Here is an 18,438-nt window from a genome sequence, read left to right on the forward strand (position 1 = left end):
GCTAGCCGCTTATATGCGGACTAGCTAACTGCTTCACTAGTAAAGACACTTGCCTAAACGCCTCACTAATTCACCTAACCAAATAATATCGATTTGGTTAGGCTCATGTCGTAATCTTTTAATCACTTTATTATAAAGTAGTCTAAGTAACAAATGCCAAATCCTATCAGGTATTTGGCTAGGTGCTTCACTAGTCATGGCCCCTAAATATAATCGATTTAGAGACCATGACGTCGCAACTATGGTGATTTGCCTAATCGCTTCACTAAACTAATTCAATCTACTCACTACTACTTCTTTATCATACAGGGAGATATCCTATGAGCCAATATGCTTATATCCTCGTTGTGATTAGCTTGGTTTTCCTTTTTCTGCTTAATAAGTACGAGAAGGAGAGACTGCAAAAACTCTACCAAGAACAACTTTTAAAGGATGAAACATTTAGGTCTGACATCAAAGAGAAAATTCACACGACTGAAAACATCAATGATGTCATTGCTTACATCAATAAAACTTATCATCTAGGAATGTTGCTATCAAAAGACATTACAGATCAATTGAAATAATCAAAAACCGAGAAGAAAGCTTCTCGGTTTTTTTAGGGCATAATTTTTATCTTCCAACTATAGCAAATAACATTTATATTAAAAATTTTATAGGTAATTTTCATCTCTGCTATAGAGGGGGATATAATAAGTTCTTTCTTCTAATGATTGAAAGATTGGTTTCAGCTTAACTTTCCAACTCATACAAATCTGCGATAATTGCTGCGACACGTTTGATATCTCCCAGCATACCTCGCATTTCAAAATCAGCCAATACAGGGAAGCCAAAACGTTGACTATATTGCTTGGCTGTCAGGCAGTATTGGTTATTAAAGTTACGATTTCCTGAACCAACCACACCAAAACACTTACTAGCATTGTCACCATAGGCGATAAAATCTCCCACTGGTGTCGTCAAAATCTCGACATCTCCGTTATCCACGCCATTCCCACCTTCTAGGTAAGTCGGCAAAAAAGCAACATAGGGATGGTCCATTTCATAGAAATCTTGGCCTTCTTTGACCAAATCCTTGATATGAATCTTTTGAACCTCAATTCCCTCGTACTGGGACAAGAGATAGTCTTTCAAGCGCGTCACAAAACTCTCCGTATTTCCGCTCAGACTGATGTAGACCAAGGAAACTTTTTTCATGTTCTCCTCCTTTTTTTAAATCATAAAAAATAACTACCAAGATTGTATCTTGATAGTTATGCTTTGTCAACTCTTAGGCAAGTTCTTCCTCTTCTTGAGTTTCTGTCAATTCTTTTTGCTGACGCCACATTTTATAGAAGACGATTGCTAGGAAGATAACATTGAGTACGATCCCAAAAATAGCAGAACCTTTGGCACCAAGCTCCGCTCCTATACGGATGTTAGGGTCTGTAAAAAGTAAAACCGCATCCTGAACGCCGATAAAGTTGTAGATAGAACCAACGATGGCAACGAAGACATAAGCAAGATAAGTGTAGTTAGCCAATTGGATGTTTTTACGAACAAGGAAAACCAAAGACACAACCACCAGAATAACAGATAAGACAACCAAGAGAATGTTGAAGATAGAATGACCATGCTCCGATACCTTAATGGTGTAAGCAACGAGCTCCTTAGCATAAGTAGCATTAACACCTGATGCTGATGTTTCTAGATTGTTCATACCCTCCGCAGTAGGTACTGGAGATATGATTCCAAATAGTGACATTGCTGAGAGTAAGGCTGAAAAAATCAGTAAGACCCATAGATAAATTGGTTTCTTTTTCATGATAGAACCTCCTGATGTTATTATTGATATTATAGCACTTTTTGTAAAGGGATACAAATATTATAGTGTCGTTTCTACCTGTTTTCGGTAAGCTTTTGGCGATTTTCCGCACAATTTTCGGAACACTTTATAGAAATATCCAACATTACTGTAACCAACAGCATAACAAATATCTTCGATACTGTCACTAGTTGAAAGCAAGAGCTGTTGGGCAGCCTTGATGCGTTGTTTGTTTAAAAGCTCTGCAAAGGTCGAATTGGTTTCTCGCTTAATCAACTGTCCCAGATAGACAGGATTGATAAAGAGATCCTTACTGATATCCTTGAGGGAAAGTTCTTTCTGATAATCACGCCCAATGACTTCTAGCACACTAACCACATTTTCATTCATCCGATATTGTCCAAAGAATCGAGTCAGAGTTTCCTTGATATAAGGAACCAATTCATCGAAGGATTGAATAGCATGAATCGTTTTGACAATGTCCGTCATATCATCAGCTTTGAGATGTTCAAACAAGTGAAAGACATCCATGACAAACTGGATAAAAAGCTGCTTGGTAATTGGAACACGGGGTGTATTTTCAAGAACTACCTTCTCCAAGAGATTTAACTCTTCTACGATTTGATTAAGATTTCCCTGAATGATAACCCTATAAATCGGTTCGTAATAGGCAAAGAGACTCTCAGACTGTTTTAGATTTACAGAACCGTAAAAGAGGGCTTTCTCAGCATTCAGCTTCCAGCGTTCAAAGTGTTCTTGATAAGGAGCTTCAAAGGGAGTAACAACTAAACCTTCTAGGGGTTGGTCAGAAATAAAAATCTGCCAGTCTTGCCCCAAGACATAGTAGGGAATGGTGAAAGAGCCTTGTTTTTCCTTGGATAGACCTATCCACCAATTCTCCTTACCTCCTAAATAACTGACAAATCCAGCCTCATCTAAATCTTGACTGAGGGTTTGACTTTTCTTTCCTCTCTCGCCGAGCTGACCCGCAATCTTCTCTAGCAGATTACCTAACTCTACCTTATCTACTGGCTTGACCAGATAGTCCACAACACTAAGGTTCATGGCTCTTTTTACGTAATCAAACTCCTGATAACCCGAGAGCAGGATATAGGCAGCATCTGGTAACATCTCTTTCATTTCCTTGATCATCTCAAGCCCTGTCTTATCTGGCATATTGACATCGGAAATGACCACATCTACTGGATTTTCCTGGACATATTCGAGAGCTTCATCGGCATGACTGGCTGTTGCGACGACCTCCATATTCCACTTATCAAAGGGAATCAAACGCTTCAGACCTTCTGTCACCATGTACTCATCATCTACTAATAATACTTTATACATTTTCTCCCTTTCTACTCATCTTGAATTGTAATACGATACTGAACACCTGCTTGCTCCGCAGACTCTATAGTAATGGCATAGCGGTCCCCAAAATAGAGCACAAAACGCTCATGTACATTGGTAATCCCGATAGACTGCCTTTTTGCACTATAGCTCGCCTGGTGTTCAAAATGTCTCTGACTTAATTTTTCTCGAATACTTGCCAGCTTTTCAGTCGGCATTCCACGGCCATTATCGACCACCAAAATTTCTACAAAGCCATCCTGTTTGAGAGCCTTGATGCTAATCACATTATCTGTCCGCCTGTGGTCAACACCATGCGCAAAATAGTTTTCTACCAGCGGTTGTAAGGTGAACTTAGGAATCTTCATATTCTCTAATTCTGGGTCTATCTTGAAACCATAAGCAATGGATTTAGGATAGCGAACCATGCAGAGATAGCTGTATTTACGGCAAAATTCTAATTCCTGTTTGAGAAGAGTTTCTCTTTCGCCAGAAATATTGTTCCGCAAGAGACTGCTAAACTCATAAATGATATCTGCCAACTCATCTTGACTCTGCATAACTGCATACATGCGCAAAAATTCCAGCGTATTATACATAAAATGAGGATTGATTTGAGCTTGTAGGGCTCGCATATTGGCATCTTTTTGACTAAGCTCTAGCTGATAAATATCATGGATATTCTTTTCCAAGCGATCCAACATATCATTGGTGGTCTCTGCGATTAGGAGCAATTCCTGATCCTTTTCAAGAGTATCAATGCGAAGACCTTCCTCCCCTTGGGCAATAGCTTGGATGGAATCCACCAAATCCACTACCTGCTTTTGATAATTGGCAAAGGTCTGCCTCAAAGTCAGATAGAGAATGACAATAAAGAGAAGGCTCAAGCCTACAATCAAAGCAGAGCTGGTCACTGTTCCTTGCAAAACAAAGTTTTTGGGAACTGCCACCTGAACCTGATAACCATGAGAGGTCACACCAACAAACCAGTTCTCATGCTCCCTATTGACCCTCTCACCAATATGAAAAATCTCCGTATCAAAAGGTGAAGTCACAGTAACTGCCATCGGGATATGACCTCGGGTATTGTCCACAGCATGGTATAAGATTTCTGGATCCAAGGAGATGTAAACAACCCCTATAGATTGATCCGTCGCTGGGTCTAAAATAGGAACTCCAAAACTATTGGCCTCCGGTTTAAAGCCTTCCGCAAGTACCGTATGACCACCTCTCTCGTTTCTGCTCGAAACATACACTTCTTTAAAGTCCTGTAAGACGATTGCAACACCCGTTATATAGTCATTTTGGACATAAAGATCATCAATATTTTCATACAGAGAAATAGAAGTTGACGAAGCAGCTTGATGCTCCAACAGCCAATAAAAATACTCAGATGTTGATAGACTAAAATACTTATAAACCCCTTGTATGCGGGCTTGATTGTCTACTAAATCCTGCGCTAGTTGGGCTGATTCGCGATAATAATACTCCACCTCTTCGACTGTTCGAGTAGTTACGCGCTGGGCTACTCTCTGGGCTTCCTTTTCCCTTGAATCCCAGTCAGCATAGGAGAGTAAGATTGCAAAACTCGCAATAATAATGATCATAACTGAACTGTAGGTTCGCAGAAGCGTATGTAGCCAAAACTGCTTCATTCTATTTTGTCGCCAATTTTTCATGGATACTTTCATAGACCGGTTCCAACATATCACTGATAAAGAAATGCCACATCCCAATTCCTACAAAGAAGAGAAGAGCAGGCATATAGTAGCCAATTGCCACAAGTAGCACTGTCCCAAGGAGAACCTTAGCCACAGCTGCTAGACTCATAAAGATACCAATCAAAGATAGTTTGAGACTATTTCGATAGGACAAATCAAAATAAACTTGTAATTTCAAAGATACTGTATAGGCCAAAAAGAGCAGGGCAACTACTAGAACATTCAAAAATGTCGCAATCAAATGAACAATAGTCTGATGAGGCAATTGCACCAAGAGATACAAGCCATAGATTAAAATCAAATCCACCCCTAAAAAGCTATAGAAAATCAGGTTGCTTGAGACAAAATTTTGCTTGTAAAGAGACCAAGCTTCCTTTAAACTGTATTCCCGAAAGCTATAACCATGTTCTGCATACAAGCTCATCAAGGTGGCACTAGCCGGCGCTAGACCAAGAATAATCCCTCCTGCCAATGTTAATAGCCAAAAGAAGGCTGTCGCAATCATCCCTAAAAAGAAACGATTAAAGACAAAGTCTAAAAATCTCCCCATGATATCCCCCTAAAAATAACTATGAAACCATTATATCATATTTCAAGCGTTTTCAAAAACTTCTACTATCCATTTACAATCCCACCAAACCATGGTAAAATGAGAATTGTGAAAAAATTATCAGGAGACAATTCATGAAGAAATCTATCTTAACTACACTGCTTTTTGCAGTTCTTTACTTCCTCTGCATGGGGATTGGTGTCCTTTTGGGCAATCTCTTTGACCAAACTGGAAACATGTTTTATGCGCCTGCCTTTACTGCCCTTGTCGGCGGTAGCGCCTATATGATGCTAATCGCAAAAGTTCCGCGTTTTGGAGCCATTACCACTATCGGACTTGTCATTGCCCTCTTTTTCTTGGGAACTAAACACGGTGCCGGTGCCTTTCTTCCTGGAATTATCTGTGGCCTCCTAGCAGATGGAGTAGCTAGCCTAGGAAAATACAAGGACCAAACAAAGAATTTCCTTTCTTTCATTCTCTTTGCCTTTAGTTCAACAGGTCCAATCTTGATTATGTGGATTGCCCCCAAAGCCTATATGGCTACCCTTCTGGCAAGAGGAAAATCCCAAGAATATATCGACCGTATCATGGTTGCTCCAAATCCTGGAACCATCCTTCTATTTATCGCAAGTGTAGTCATCGGAGCCCTATTGGGTGCCTTGATTGGACAAGCCTTGAGTAAAAAATTTGCGCAGAAAATCTAGTCAATAAAAAAGAGCCACACGGCTCTTTTTATTTATGACTCAAGACTTAGTCAAGAAATCTCCCAAGAATTGGATTGCAAAGATAATCAAAATGATAATGATAGTCGCCAATATGGTCACATCGTGATTGTAAGGGTTAATACTCAATGAAAATCAAAGAGCAAACTAGGAAGCTAGCCGCAGGTTGCTCAAAACACTGTTTTGAGATTGGAGATAAGACTGACGAAGTCAGTTACATATACCTACGGCAAGGCAAAGCTGACGTAGTTTGAAGAAATTTTCGAAGAGTATAGCTCCATAAGCGATGGCTACGTTACCAATACCACCAGCTCCAACTGCCCCCGCCATGGCTGTTTCCCCAACAAGGGAAAAAGATCACAGTCGTCACACGAATCAAATCTGGAAGGCCTTCTAGTAAGTCTGGGCTTCCTCGGTTAAAATTTTTTACCTGAAAAACTTCTTTTTTCTAGGGATAAAATCAACCCTATCACACTCACTACTAAAAACACCCACCAACAAAGCCTGATATCTTGTAAAGCTAAGAATGAAAATACAGACATTCCCAAGGGTAATGTTAGGGAAAAAATCATACTCAAGAGATTATTACTCCTAGCTAATACATCCGCACTCAAATTAGACAGTAACAAAGTATCTAATTTAGGCATTGATTTCGACATCAAATACATGACAAAGGCTAAGCAGGCAACACCTACTAGAGGAGAGAAATCTAAAATATTAGCAGTAGCCAGCAAGACAAACAGAATTGCATTGAGCGATAACAAGCTTGAAAAAGACCATTTCCCAAAATAATCATGGGGAGTTAAGCTACCAAGAATAGCTCCTCCCAAGCTAACACATTCAATTAAAAATAGGGCTTGAGCATAGCTGAGATGATAGATAGTATGGTCTAATAAGTAAAAGTGATAAATACCTCCAACAGCTCCTCCCAAAGTATTCATTACCAAAATGACAAGGATCATTTTAAACAAAGATTTACTTTCTCTTTGCCTAAAGATATCATCCATGTCCGCATAGATTGCCTTAACTTGTTGAAGTAAACTAATCGACTCATTCTCTACCGTTACAGACAAATACGTCAATTCTCTTCTATTTTTGAACAAAATAAGAGAAGATAGTAAAAAGAAGCCAGCATTCACAATTGCAACAAAAGAAAAATTTTGGTGGCTTGTTGTGAGTAACCACACTCCTAAGGCTTGACCTCCTAGATTTGATAAATAGGAGACAAACTGAGTAAAGGAATAAGCTTCATAGAGCTTATCTTCCGAAATATTATGCTGGATAATCGGCATACGAAGACCTGCTGTATAATCTGATAAAACATCCGAACAGATATTAACCATACAGATAAAAGCAAACGTTACGAAGTTCTGGTCATGAATCACACTAGCAATCAAAAGAAATAGTAGACTTTGCACACAACCAACCCAGATAATTGTCCCTGCTTTATTCCGAGTATGATCAGCCTTAATCCCAACATAAAAAGTAAATAGGAAAGGTAAAATCGTAATCATATTCGCCATAAATACAGCTATATTTTTAAAGGGTAGACTCGCAGCATAAACGATAAATACCAGATTATAAATATAAGCTCCACTTGAGCTCAAAAACCTTGATAAGGTAAGTATCCTAAATAAATGATGTTTTAAGAATAGTTTCATAATAGGCCTTTCTCACATTTCAAAGAGTATTCTATTGAAATCAGTCTAACAAAAAAAGCGGGAGTCCCCACTTTTTTGTAATATATTTTTTCTGAAAATAGGAACTCTAGCTCCTAGATACTAGAATTATCAATCCATCTACAAGGCAATTTATTTTTCATCGGTCGATGTAATGAGAATATATTACAAATCTTCATTTGAGAGCTGATTTGCAAAATAGTTTTCATAATATCTTGCACCATCTATATACTCTAAATCTTGTAAGATTGTAATGCCTCTCTGGATTTTTTCAAGACCCTTATTTTTTACATTAAAAATAGTATCATAATACCCTTTAGCAATCATATAAATAATTTTAAGATAGGCTTCAGACTCTGGCAATTCTCGTTTTTCAATCTGAAAAACAAAATAGTCTGCTTTTAATTTATCCTTTTCCTCTATCGCTTTAAAGAGTCCATTAATCAAAATGGTATCAATACCGACTTTGTTACTAGGTAAAGAGCCTAATAAATCTGTCTTTTGTAACATCTCCCTAGAATATTTAAAATAGAGGGGCAGAGGGAACAAAGTAGAAATCGTTGAAAATAATTCCAATTCATAATTTCCCCAGATATCAATAGTAAAAAAATAGTCATAGAGAAAAGTCAGTTCTTCATCCGTTGCCCTTATCTCTGAATCAAAAAATACGAGAAGGCTTTTGATACGAATCATTTGTAAAAGATAGCTTTTTTTAGCACTTGATCTGTACTTTTTAGTCGTCTCTTCATACAAGGATTGGAGAGAATCAATCCCTTCTCTGTCATATAGATCCCAGAGATTTTCTTGAAAAGCCAAAACCTTTTTCTGAGAAAAACCACGTACCAAGTACATAAATTCATTCAAATCAGAGTGGATGTTATCTAAGGCAGTAATCAATTTCATAGATGATAAGTCTGCTTCTCCACGCTCAAATTTGCTCAGCATGGAATAAGTAAACTCTCCTCCCGTCGCCTCCTGTAGGGATACATTCCGACTCTTTCTCAATTCTTTAAAAACTTCTCCCAGATTTTGCATATTGACTCCCCACAATTCTTAACTCTCTTACTCATAAAAGTAACAATTGATAGCAACCAGTACAGAGAATTTTAAGTATGGACTATACCTTAAACTCCTATGAATGATGTACAGATTGCCTAATTCTCTTTATTTATGGCTCAATTTCTTAGTCAAGAAATCTCCCAAGAATTGGATTGTAAAGATAATCAAAATGATAATGATGGTTGCCAAGATGGTCACATCATGATTGTAGCGGTTAAATCCATAAGCGATGGCCACGTTACCGATACCACCAGCTCCAACCGCACCGGCCATGGCTGTTTCCCCAACAAGGGAAATCAAGGTCACAGTCGTCACACGGATCAAATCTGGAAGACCTTCTGATAGGTAAACACCTACGATATCCCAGAATGTCGCTCCGCTAGCTTGAGCCGCCTCAATGACACCACCATCTAGCTCAGCCAAGACAACCTGTACTTGACGGGCAAAGAAGGCAAAGACTGCAAAAGATAGGGGTACAATAGCCGCATTTGGACCAATGCTTGTTCCTACGATTAGATGAGAGAAGGGTGACAAGACTGCCAAGAGAATGATAAATGGAACCGCACGGAAAATAGAGGTGATTTTATCCAAAATCCAGAAAACGACTTTATTTTCCAAGACACCACCTGGCGCTGTCAAGACAAGGAAGAGACCTGCAACTAGCCCCAAGAACCCTCCGATGATGAAGGAAAGAACTGTCATATAGAGGGTTAGGTAGATGGCTGTTCCCCAGCCTGCCTGACCAGCCCAGCCCATCTTATAGACATTTGGCAAATAGGTTTGAATCAATGATTCCATCTTACTGTCCTCCCTTCAATACTTTTAGCTGTACGCCTGCCTGACGAATGGCTTCTTGAGCACCTGCTAGCGCTGCTTTTTCACCTGACAAGACCACAACCAATTCTCCAACAGGAGTGCCATCAAGAATTTCGATATTCCCATAGAGAATATTAGCCGTTACTTGGTAATGCTTGTACAATTCATTCAAAAGTGGCTCGTCTGTTGAAGCACCTGCATACTTGAGTTGCACTAAAAGACTGTTTTCAGACAGATGTTGCACAATTTCTTGCTTCTCGATTTTGACCATGGCTTCGTCAATACCTGTAGCTGTTGAGATAAAGTCTTGAGTCAAAGGTTGTTTAGGGTCTGAGAAGATTTCAAGGACACTTCCCTCTTCAATCAAATGCCCATCCTGCATAACTGCTACACGGTTGGCAATATCTTTGACAATCTGCATTTCATGCGTAATTAAGACAACAGTCAAGCCTAATTTTTGGTTCAAATCTTGCAACAAGGCCAAAATCTGCTTGGTTGTCTTAGGGTCAAGGGCAGACGTTGATTCGTCTGAAATCAAGATTTTTGGATCATTTGCCAAAGCACGCGCAATAGCCACACGTTGCTTTTGTCCTCCAGATAGTTGTGAAGGATAGTTTTCAGCACGATCTGCCAAGCCAACCAAGTCCAACAACTTAGCTACTTTAGCCTTCTTTTCTTCCTTGCTAAGCCCAGAGTGTTTGAGGGCAAAGGCTACATTCTCCTCTGCCGTCTTTTGACTCATCAGATTGAAATGCTGGAAAATCATTCCAATATCCTGACGTTTACGACGCAACTGCTCTGCTGTCAAGGTCACCTTACCATCAAAAATCACATCGTCGTCAATGGTAATTTTCCCTGCAGATGGTTTTTGCAAGAGGTTAATCACCCGTACAAGGGTTGATTTCCCTGCTCCAGAATATCCAACGATTCCGTAGATATCCCCTTCTTGAATGTGAATGGTCACATCCTTGACCGCTGTGATGGTTCTCTTCTTTTGGTGAAAAGTCACATCGATCTGATCTAACTTGATAATGTCTCTACTCATAGCTTCTAATCAGCTCCTCTACTAATTCAATATGGGTGTAGTAATCGGCGATTCGCACATTTTCATCTCCACCGTGGTCTCGGCTGTTGGCATTTCCTAGACCGAAGGCCACCATTGGCACCTCTAGGGCATCAAAGACCGTATGCATAGGCCCTGTCCCCGCTGTCGTCGGCAAGACTGAAACGCCCTGTGGATAGAATTTCTTGGCCAACTCGATTACATTGAGAATGGCTGGTGCGCTCATATCGCTGCGATAACTCATCTCTCCCAAGGTATAGTATAATTCTACCTTATCAAAGCCATTTTTGTCTAGCTGTTTCCGAATTTTTTCCAGAACATCATGCGGTTCTAGGCCAGGAACCAAACGAACCTCTAGCTTAGCACTGGCTTCTGCAGGTAATATCGTTTTGACTCCTTGTCCTTGATAACCTGACTGAATCCCTTCGATATTAAGAGCTGGCTCGAAAAAGAAACGTTTTAGAAAGTCTGCGCGGTCCTCTTGTAAGAGAGGCAATTCCAAACCATAAATCTGGCTGATTTCTCCTGGATTTCGTTGAGCATAGATATCCACCAAAGCCAATTCACGTTCATTTGGCTCTTGTACTTCTTCGTACAAACCTTCAACCAAGATACGACCATCTGCGGCACGAAGAGACTGTAGGGCTTGAAGGAGGTACCAGGGAGCTGACTCCACAACCCCACCATAACTAGAGTGGATATCCACATCAGCACTTTTAACCTTGGCATCAAAGGTCACAATCCCCTTATTTCCACCAGAAATTTCCAGCTGTTCCAAGGCATTTTTGGTTCCTTGTTCCCAGACCAATAAATCCGCACCACGGAGTTTATCCGCATGCTTTTCTAGATACTTATCCAGGTCTGTCGAAGCCGATTCCTCCGCTCCCTCCATGATAAAACTGATATTGACAGGCAGGTCATCATGGTGCTGCATGTATTTTCTCAAAGCACTCAAACGAGCTGTGATGTGACCCTTATCATCGTCAACCCCACGTCCATACATGAAGCCATTGCGGACCGAAAGCGTAAAGGGCTCCTCTGTCCAGACCTGATCCCCATCCGCTGGCACAGTGTCATAGTGGTTATAGAAAATCAAGGTCTTGGCATCTGGACGCGAACTCTTGAAATGCGCCATGACAAAGGGCGCTGTATAAGTCTCATCAATCTCCACTTCAGCCCCCACACGCTTGAAAATCTCACCAAGATAATTTGCGACTTCCTTGAGTCCAACCTGCTGGGCAAAGACCGATTTCTTAGAAATCAGGGTACGCAAAACCTCAAAATAATGCTGGGCCACATGATCCTTTTCAAATTTTTCAATCTGTTCTTGTTCACTAGGAAAAACCATTTTCTCTCTACCTTTCTATGAACTACTCTTCCTGACAATCCATGCTCTATACAAAAGCAAGAGGTGGAATTTTCTCTCCCACCTCCCTGTTTCTTATTACCAAACTGGTTGATCCAAACCGTCTGATGTTTCTTCGATAACTTTTTTCACGTCATCTGTGTGGTAAGCTGCGATCACTTTCTTGATAGCATCAGCCTTAGGTGATGATTCCCAATCTTTTTTCGCAACGATGATGTTGTACCATTGTTTTGAGTTTTCATCAGCTTGTTCTTTGAAAAGTGCTTTCTTGTAGTCCAATTTTGCTTCTGTAACGAAGGTATTGTTTACAACGGCAGCGTCAACTGATGACAATGAACGAGCTGTTTGGCTAGCATCCAATTCAGTGATTTTCAAGTTCTTTGGATTTTCTTTGATGTTAGCAACTGTTGCAAGAGCAGTTCCAGAAACATCCAATTTAATCAAGCCAGCTGATTGAAGCAAGTAAAGTGCACGACTTTCGTTTGTAGCGTCGTTTGGTACAGCGATTTCTCCGTTTGCTGGGATGTCTTCTACTTTAGTGTACTTGTTGTCACTTCCATTCAAACCTGAGTAAAGACGGATTGGAGAGATGTAAGTATCTGCAATCGCTACAAGGTCTTTTCCGTTTTCTTTGTTCCAGTTGTTCAAGAAGTTATAGTGTTGGAAAGCGTTCAAATCTACTTCGCCATCAGCAGTTGCCTTGTTTGGTTGTGAGTAGTCTGTGAACTCTGTAAATTCCAAAGTAATACCGTCTTTTTTAACTAATTCTTGAACTTTATCCCAACGAGCTTCTTCAGAACCGCTACGGTTAACAGTTGCGATTTTGATAGTTGTTGCATTGTCTGCTTTCTTTTCTGAGTTTCCGCAAGCTGCAAGAGCCAAACCTGCGACTGTAGCAAGGGCTGCTACACCAAGCCATTTTTTAATTTTCATGATTCTTTCTCCTTAAAAATAATACCGTACTAGTATCTCACAATTTGTTTGATTTCACAAATTGTTATTAGATAATCAGATATATAGTTTAAAACTATATACTTAAAAATTGAGAAATCACCCACCTGATTCAGAATGGATGATTTCAAAAAATTATTTAATATCAGCTTCTGCTGGTAGGTAAGTGTCTCCAAAGAATTGTTTAGACAACTTTTCAAGAGTTCCATCTTTGTAGAGTTCTTGGATACGTTTGTCTACAAATGTTTTCAACTCATCTTGACCTTTGGCAAGAAGTGGGTAAACGTAAGGTTGTTGGTCGCTTGGAAGTTCAATAACTTTCAAGTTGTCCAAACCTTGGTCCTTGATGACTGTTTCAACACCGATTTTATCAAAAATCTTGTAGTCAAACTGGCCATCGCTCAAGCGTCCCATGATTTGTTGGAAGTCCGCTTTAGTATACTTTAGGACAGTTGGATTATCTGAATGTTGTTTGTTGTAGTCTTCTAGCTGTTTAGCAGATGTTGTCCCTTGAACAACTTCTGTTGATTTTCCACCGATATCATCAAGCGATTTGATGCTAGGGTCATCTTTTTTCACTACAAGAACGTTAGGGTTTTTAGCAGTTGGAGCTGCATAAAGGTATTTTTCAGCACGTTCTTTAGTGTAGCTGATGTTGCTAACAGCCATATTGTAACGGTCAGCATCAAGTCCTGCAAAGACACCTGACCATTCTGTCTTCTCAAACTTGACATCATATTTGTCAGAATCTTTAAAGATAGCGCGAACCACTTCAATTTCGTAACCAGTCAATTCGCCATTTTCTTCATAGTTGAATGGTTTTGGTGTAGCATTGGTTGCAACGATAATTTCTTTCTTGCTAGCTGCTTCTCCTTCTTTCTTAGCACCACCTGAGCAAGCTGCTAGCACACCTGCAGCAACAAGTCCTAAGGCAGCAAGAGATGAGTATTTAACGATTTTTTTCATGTCATTTCCTCCAAAATAGAATACCTTATAATCTTAACAGAAAAAGAGCATTTACGCCATTATATGATATCTATCTCTGTGATAGGTTTTCTTTATGGCTGATTTATACTCAATGAAAATCAAAGAGCAAACTAGGAAGCTAGCCGCAAGCTGTACTTGAGTACGGTAAGGCGACGCTGACGTGGTTTGAATTTGATTTTCGAAGAGTATTAAAAGACCAAACGCAAGAGTGCAATTAAGACCACTCCAAAGAGAACTGTTCCGACTAGATTGCGATAACGAAAGGCTACCCAAGCTGTTGGAAAGACTGCTAAGAAATCCAGCCATTTGATTTGAGGAAGGCTCCCAACCTTACCTGTCACTACGCTTGACAGAATCAAGGCAAAGATAATGGAAACGGGCAAGAATTTCAAAAAACGCTCAACGATAGCAGGCAAGCCCTTATACTTGACCAAGATGAAGGGAATCATACGGGGAATCCAAGTCACCAAGCCAGAGAAAATAACTGCTAATAAAAGATACTTACTGACCATCTAAGACCACCCCCATACTACAACCAAGTAACGTCGCAAACAGAACAGCTAGCGACTGAGACACCACTGTCAAGAGTAAAAAGAAGGACACCGCAACAACTGCTAGGATAATGAGCAGATTGCGGACTGGAATCCGTCTTTGCATAATCTGGAATTGCGAAGCAAAAATCCCGATAAACATCCCAACCAAAGCAAAGTCCAAACCAAAGATTTCTGGATTTGGTAGCAGGCCACCTAGAGCCGTTCCGACAACTGTTCCCACAAGCCAAGCCACATAGCTGTTGAGATTGTTTCCGTGCATCCACATAGGATTGACCTTGTCTGTATGGGCCAATTCGCCCATCAAAACGCCGTAGGTCTCATCTGTCAAGAGACTAGACATACCAATATTTTGCCAGAGACTGGTATGACGGAAATAGGTCGATGCGTGTAAGCTCAGCAAAAAGAGACGCAAATTAATCAAAAAGACCGTCATAGCAATAGCTGCCACAGGTGCTTGAACCGCAATCAGTGCCAACATGGCAAACTGGGCACTCCCAGCATAAACAAAGAGGCTCATCAAGCCCATCTCAACAGGTGTCACATAGGGCGCACCAATAATCCCACAGGCCAAGCCAATACTGACATAACCAAGGGCCGTTGGCATGGCCGCCTGCGCCCCCTCCCAAAATCCTTTTTCTTTCATCTTTCTCCTCATATTGTCTTAATAATACTCAATGAAAATCAAAGAGCAAACTAGAAAGCTGGCCACATGTTGCTCAAAACATTGTTTTGAGGTTGCAGATAGAAGCTGACGCAGTTTGAAGAGATTTTCGAAGAGTATAAGTAGGCTGAAAAGGCTCCAGCCATAGCATGGACTATTATAACACATTCAGGAAAGAGAAAAAAGTCTGCTGATTGTAATCAGACAGACTCCATTTTATTCTTATTTAATCTTGAAGAATTGAACAATTGCCACAATACCTTGATAAATAAAGACAAAGGCAATGGTGTAACTAATATAGAGACCGGTCATCAATGGGTGTCCCATCATGATTAAACCTGCTACGATTCCTAAAATCCCCATCCAAACTAGAGGGGTACCTACCGATTTATCCGTCTTACGAACCTTGAAACCAACGATAGTTTTTGTAATACCATTTGTCAAGGCCCATAAAGAAATGATAAATGGTACAAATGTTACCATTTCAATAAAGCTACCTGAGAACAAGGTAAGAGCGAGGATGAGGGTAACAATTCCTCCAAATAAATTCCAGCCATGCTTTTCTTCTGATTTGAAGTATTGTACAATCTCAGAAATCCCTTGAACTGCAAATACAAGTGCAAACCAGAAAGTCATGGAAGCCAAGCTAATAAGAGGATGTGCAAACATATTAAAACCTACAAAAACTGCAAAAATACCCGCAATTAGTAACAACCATTTCCAAATTTTCGACATTATTTTTCTCCTTTTTTAGAGGAATCTTCCTCTAGTATTCCATAAATCATCATATCCAAAACCTGTGATAATTGATGTTCATATCCTGAAACCAAGTCAGGCAAACTGCTATCTGACGAAACAGTTAAATAATAGGAACGAAACATATCCTGAATCAATCGCAGATAGTCCATAGCTCGTTTCTCATCAATATGCTCTTTCAGTTTGGATTCTGATATAAGTTTTTGACAAACTTGTTCATTCAAGTCCAAAAAGATAGCTTTCTGTGGTGCAATGTCTGCTTCCAATTCTTCTGGTGTCGCAATCATTGCCTCAAAGAAAATGTGGCTATGTTCTGGGTATTGCTGATAAAATTGGTGACGTCTTTCCATATAATCAGCTAAGGAGGGCACTTGACCTTCCACCCCCAGAAACACTGCCAAAGCTTTCTCAAAACTCTCCTGAAAACAAGTTAGATAGAGGTCTGATTCCCCTGAAAAATTATGATACAAAACTCCTTTGGAAATACCATCCACTTTACAAAGTTCATTGATGACAAAACCTTGATAGCCTTTTGTAGCAAATTCAAACAAAGCAGCGGTAATGATTTTCTCTCTTCGTAGTCTTGTTTTTTCTTCTTTTCTCATGTATTTATCTCTACATTTTTTAATTATAAACCGATTGGTCTGAAATGTCAAGCAACTTTCTCAAAAATTTAACAGTCTGCTGATTGTAGCCATCATAAACAGACTGGAATCCAGTCTCAAACATATAATATACACATTCTTCGCTAAATGTTTTCACGGATATTCAAGAGTATGATAAAGGCAGCTAGAAGAAATAGCAATAAAACAAAGCTAACTGCCAGAGTTCCAAAGCTAGTAGCAATGGTTACCAAAGCTATTGTAAATAAGCTAGGTAAAACAACTGTAATGGCACCGATAGAGGATTGAACTGCTCCCATTGACTCCTCAGGTATTTGTTTAAAAATGAGTTCCTGTAATCGAGGAGAGAGGATACCTGCGAAAAAGGCATCCAAGGCACTAAAGATAAGAATCCAGTCAAAACGAACTGCCACAAAGCCAACTAAAAGGAGTAATTGGATAATAAGCGAGGCATATAGGGCTAGTTTTATGGAGATTGTATTCTTCAGATAGCCACTCACAAGGCTTCCGACAATAAGGGCTGACAATTCAAGGGTGGATAACAAGGCAAGAGATTGACCTGTTTGTAAATTCAAAAAGGGCTGATTCCTCAAAAACAGAGTAGAAACAGGAACTGTAACATTTATCACTGCTTGACTAATAGAGATAATAAACAAAACCAAGAGCACCTTATTCATATTCCATATCAATTTTGATGATTGGAGCAGATGCTGGCAAAAGGATTTTACAGAGAGTCCTTCTTGATAGCTAATCGTTTTTTCTACTTTCAAGAGGTCTGTTTTTATGAAAAGAATACCTAAAAATGCGATTAAAAAGGTCAGAGCATTCAGTAAGGAAATAGACTGGATAGATAGAATACCTAGTAAGACTCCTCCTAGAATATTACTGATTGTTTTCACTAAACTAACAGTTGACTGTTTAAATCCAATAGCTTCTGCCAGATGGTCTTGCCCAATAATTCTAATGAAAATCGGAGTGAGCATGGCGCCTGAAAAATAACTCAATGTGTCAGATAAGAGGTTAATCAGACAAATAAATGCTACTAATAACAAGGAAAAGGACTGCCCTGAAAGTGATAAAGAAACGATAGAGTAAAGCAAAAATTTTGCAAAACTAATCATTGTATATTTTAGGACACGATGATGTTGAAAATCCGCCAAAACTCCCAGAAAGATTTGCAGAACTTGAGGAAGGGTTTCTGAAATCGTGATCAGTAAAATCGCCAAAGGGGCAAAAGATGCATCTGCCACATAATTCAAAAAGGCCAGATAAAAAATCGTATCCCCAACCGTTGAAATCCACTGGTTGATGGTTAATTGCCTAAAATTTCTATTTTGAAGAAATACTTTCATCACAACTCCTTTTAAAGTTCCAGTGTATAGAAAACAAGACTTGGTTTAATATTGAACTCCAAGCCTTGCTCATATTCAGATTCATCCATTATATGATGTTCATGCCGTATTTTATAATAAATCATATCTTAAAAATACCAGACCACACTATTCCCTGCTTGTATTTAGCTTCTTTCTTTTGGACAAATTTTGCTAAATCCAACAACTCTGTCGGCGGTTCACCTTTAAAGCTCAACAATTCTTTAGAGACGGCAAAAGAAAGACGTACAGCTAACAAATCTTCATTAGTACTAGAGAACTGTTTTGCTGTTTCCAGCAATTGCTTCCTAAATTCTTCCGTCAAGCTAATTTCTTTATTATTGTATAGGGAATGAATTAACATTTGTAACTGACTTTGTTTTTCCATCGTTTACCTCATTTTATC

At 39.5% G+C, this 18,438-nt stretch carries 20 protein-coding genes and 2 pseudogenes; 2 read left to right on the forward strand and 20 right to left on the reverse strand.

Annotated features, from left to right (window positions below; all coding sequences use genetic code 11):
- Positions 1 to 320: 320 nt before the first annotated feature.
- The gene (locus tag DXN33_RS05150) at positions 321 to 566 is read left to right on the forward strand and encodes a hypothetical protein (protein WP_042751768.1); all 246 of its coding nucleotides are present in this window, start codon (positions 321 to 323) and stop codon (positions 564 to 566) included.
- Between the two features lie 166 nt (positions 567 to 732).
- On the opposite strand, the gene nrdI is transcribed toward DXN33_RS05150, so the two are convergent.
- From nrdI to DXN33_RS05175, 5 genes are all read right to left on the reverse strand, one after another.
- Positions 733 to 1,197, reverse strand: a complete 465-nt coding sequence (gene nrdI, locus DXN33_RS05155) for a class Ib ribonucleoside-diphosphate reductase assembly flavoprotein NrdI (protein ID WP_020901834.1) — start codon at positions 1,195 to 1,197, stop codon at positions 733 to 735.
- 73 nt (positions 1,198 to 1,270) lie between these two features.
- On the reverse strand, positions 1,271 to 1,804 hold the full coding sequence (locus DXN33_RS05160; protein ID WP_049510498.1) for a hypothetical protein: 534 nt from the start codon (positions 1,802 to 1,804) through the stop codon (positions 1,271 to 1,273).
- Between the two features lie 60 nt (positions 1,805 to 1,864).
- The gene (locus tag DXN33_RS05165) at positions 1,865 to 3,151 is read right to left on the reverse strand and encodes a response regulator transcription factor (protein ID WP_115904536.1); all 1,287 of its coding nucleotides are present in this window, start codon (positions 3,149 to 3,151) and stop codon (positions 1,865 to 1,867) included.
- 11 nt (positions 3,152 to 3,162) lie between these two features.
- Complete coding sequence (locus tag DXN33_RS05170; RefSeq protein WP_309544216.1) at positions 3,163 to 4,833, reverse strand: sensor histidine kinase; 1,671 nt, start codon at positions 4,831 to 4,833, stop codon at positions 3,163 to 3,165.
- Complete coding sequence (locus DXN33_RS05175; RefSeq protein WP_115904538.1) at positions 4,811 to 5,425, reverse strand: YesL family protein; 615 nt, start codon at positions 5,423 to 5,425, stop codon at positions 4,811 to 4,813. Before DXN33_RS05175 ends, DXN33_RS05170 begins: the two co-directional genes overlap by 23 nt.
- A gap of 134 nt (positions 5,426 to 5,559) precedes the next feature.
- Here DXN33_RS05175 and DXN33_RS05180 point away from each other — a divergent pair, with 134 nt between their 5' ends.
- Positions 5,560 to 6,129: an MptD family putative ECF transporter S component gene (locus tag DXN33_RS05180; RefSeq protein ID WP_115904539.1), complete on the forward strand. Its 570-nt coding sequence runs from the start codon at positions 5,560 to 5,562 to the stop codon at positions 6,127 to 6,129.
- Positions 6,130 to 6,157: 28 nt separating this feature from the next.
- Here DXN33_RS05180 and DXN33_RS05185 read toward each other — a convergent pair.
- The 15 genes and pseudogenes from DXN33_RS05185 to DXN33_RS05255 all read right to left on the reverse strand — a co-directional run.
- Positions 6,158 to 6,267: pseudogene (locus DXN33_RS05185) on the reverse strand (ABC transporter permease); the annotation flags it as partial.
- A 156-nt stretch (positions 6,268 to 6,423) separates the two neighbouring features.
- Positions 6,424 to 6,547, reverse strand: a pseudogene (locus DXN33_RS09795) (ABC transporter permease); the annotation flags it as partial.
- A gap of 16 nt (positions 6,548 to 6,563) precedes the next feature.
- Positions 6,564 to 7,808: a transporter gene (locus DXN33_RS05190; RefSeq protein WP_115904540.1), complete on the reverse strand. Its 1,245-nt coding sequence runs from the start codon at positions 7,806 to 7,808 to the stop codon at positions 6,564 to 6,566.
- Positions 7,809 to 7,991: 183 nt separating this feature from the next.
- The gene (locus DXN33_RS05195) at positions 7,992 to 8,861 is read right to left on the reverse strand and encodes a helix-turn-helix domain-containing protein (protein ID WP_115904541.1); all 870 of its coding nucleotides are present in this window, start codon (positions 8,859 to 8,861) and stop codon (positions 7,992 to 7,994) included.
- Positions 8,862 to 8,990: 129 nt separating this feature from the next.
- Positions 8,991 to 9,683: a methionine ABC transporter permease gene (locus DXN33_RS05200; RefSeq protein ID WP_000444649.1), complete on the reverse strand. Its 693-nt coding sequence runs from the start codon at positions 9,681 to 9,683 to the stop codon at positions 8,991 to 8,993.
- A gap of 1 nt (position 9,684) precedes the next feature.
- The gene (locus DXN33_RS05205; protein WP_033680837.1) at positions 9,685 to 10,746 is read right to left on the reverse strand and encodes a methionine ABC transporter ATP-binding protein; all 1,062 of its coding nucleotides are present in this window, start codon (positions 10,744 to 10,746) and stop codon (positions 9,685 to 9,687) included.
- Positions 10,739 to 12,112, reverse strand: coding sequence for a M20/M25/M40 family metallo-hydrolase (locus DXN33_RS05210; RefSeq protein WP_049546858.1), 1,374 nt, complete (start codon positions 12,110 to 12,112; stop codon positions 10,739 to 10,741). The genes DXN33_RS05205 and DXN33_RS05210 overlap by 8 nt, the downstream gene beginning before the upstream one ends.
- 96 nt (positions 12,113 to 12,208) lie before the next feature.
- Positions 12,209 to 13,063 carry a MetQ/NlpA family ABC transporter substrate-binding protein gene (locus tag DXN33_RS05215; RefSeq protein ID WP_033686143.1) on the reverse strand — a complete coding sequence of 285 codons (855 nt, stop codon included), beginning with the start codon at positions 13,061 to 13,063 and terminating at the stop codon, positions 12,209 to 12,211.
- 153 nt (positions 13,064 to 13,216) lie between these two features.
- Complete coding sequence (locus DXN33_RS05220; RefSeq protein ID WP_004254995.1) at positions 13,217 to 14,047, reverse strand: amino acid ABC transporter substrate-binding protein; 831 nt, start codon at positions 14,045 to 14,047, stop codon at positions 13,217 to 13,219.
- 209 nt (positions 14,048 to 14,256) lie between these two features.
- Entirely contained in the window at positions 14,257 to 14,580 is a 324-nt protein-coding gene (locus DXN33_RS05230; RefSeq protein WP_000253935.1) for an AzlD domain-containing protein, read from the reverse strand.
- On the reverse strand, positions 14,570 to 15,265 hold the full coding sequence (locus tag DXN33_RS05235) for an AzlC family ABC transporter permease (protein WP_101776616.1): 696 nt from the start codon (positions 15,263 to 15,265) through the stop codon (positions 14,570 to 14,572). Before DXN33_RS05235 ends, DXN33_RS05230 begins: the two co-directional genes overlap by 11 nt.
- Positions 15,266 to 15,505: 240 nt before the next feature.
- Positions 15,506 to 16,018 (reverse strand): HdeD family acid-resistance protein, encoded by a 513-nt coding sequence (locus DXN33_RS05240; RefSeq protein WP_000036821.1) that lies wholly within the window; start codon positions 16,016 to 16,018, stop codon positions 15,506 to 15,508.
- Positions 16,018 to 16,644 carry a TetR/AcrR family transcriptional regulator gene (locus DXN33_RS05245; protein ID WP_084950705.1) on the reverse strand — a complete coding sequence of 209 codons (627 nt, stop codon included), beginning with the start codon at positions 16,642 to 16,644 and terminating at the stop codon, positions 16,018 to 16,020. The genes DXN33_RS05240 and DXN33_RS05245 overlap by 1 nt, the downstream gene beginning before the upstream one ends.
- Before the next feature lie 143 nt (positions 16,645 to 16,787).
- Positions 16,788 to 18,014, reverse strand: coding sequence for an MFS transporter (locus tag DXN33_RS05250; RefSeq protein ID WP_004254988.1), 1,227 nt, complete (start codon positions 18,012 to 18,014; stop codon positions 16,788 to 16,790).
- Between the two features lie 121 nt (positions 18,015 to 18,135).
- On the reverse strand, positions 18,136 to 18,420 hold the full coding sequence (locus DXN33_RS05255) for a bacteriocin immunity protein (protein WP_004254985.1): 285 nt from the start codon (positions 18,418 to 18,420) through the stop codon (positions 18,136 to 18,138).
- Positions 18,421 to 18,438: the final 18 nt, after the last annotated feature.

The sequence above is a fragment of the Streptococcus sp. NM genome (genome assembly GCF_003390135.1).
Taxonomy (GTDB): Bacteria; Bacillota; Bacilli; order Lactobacillales; family Streptococcaceae; genus Streptococcus.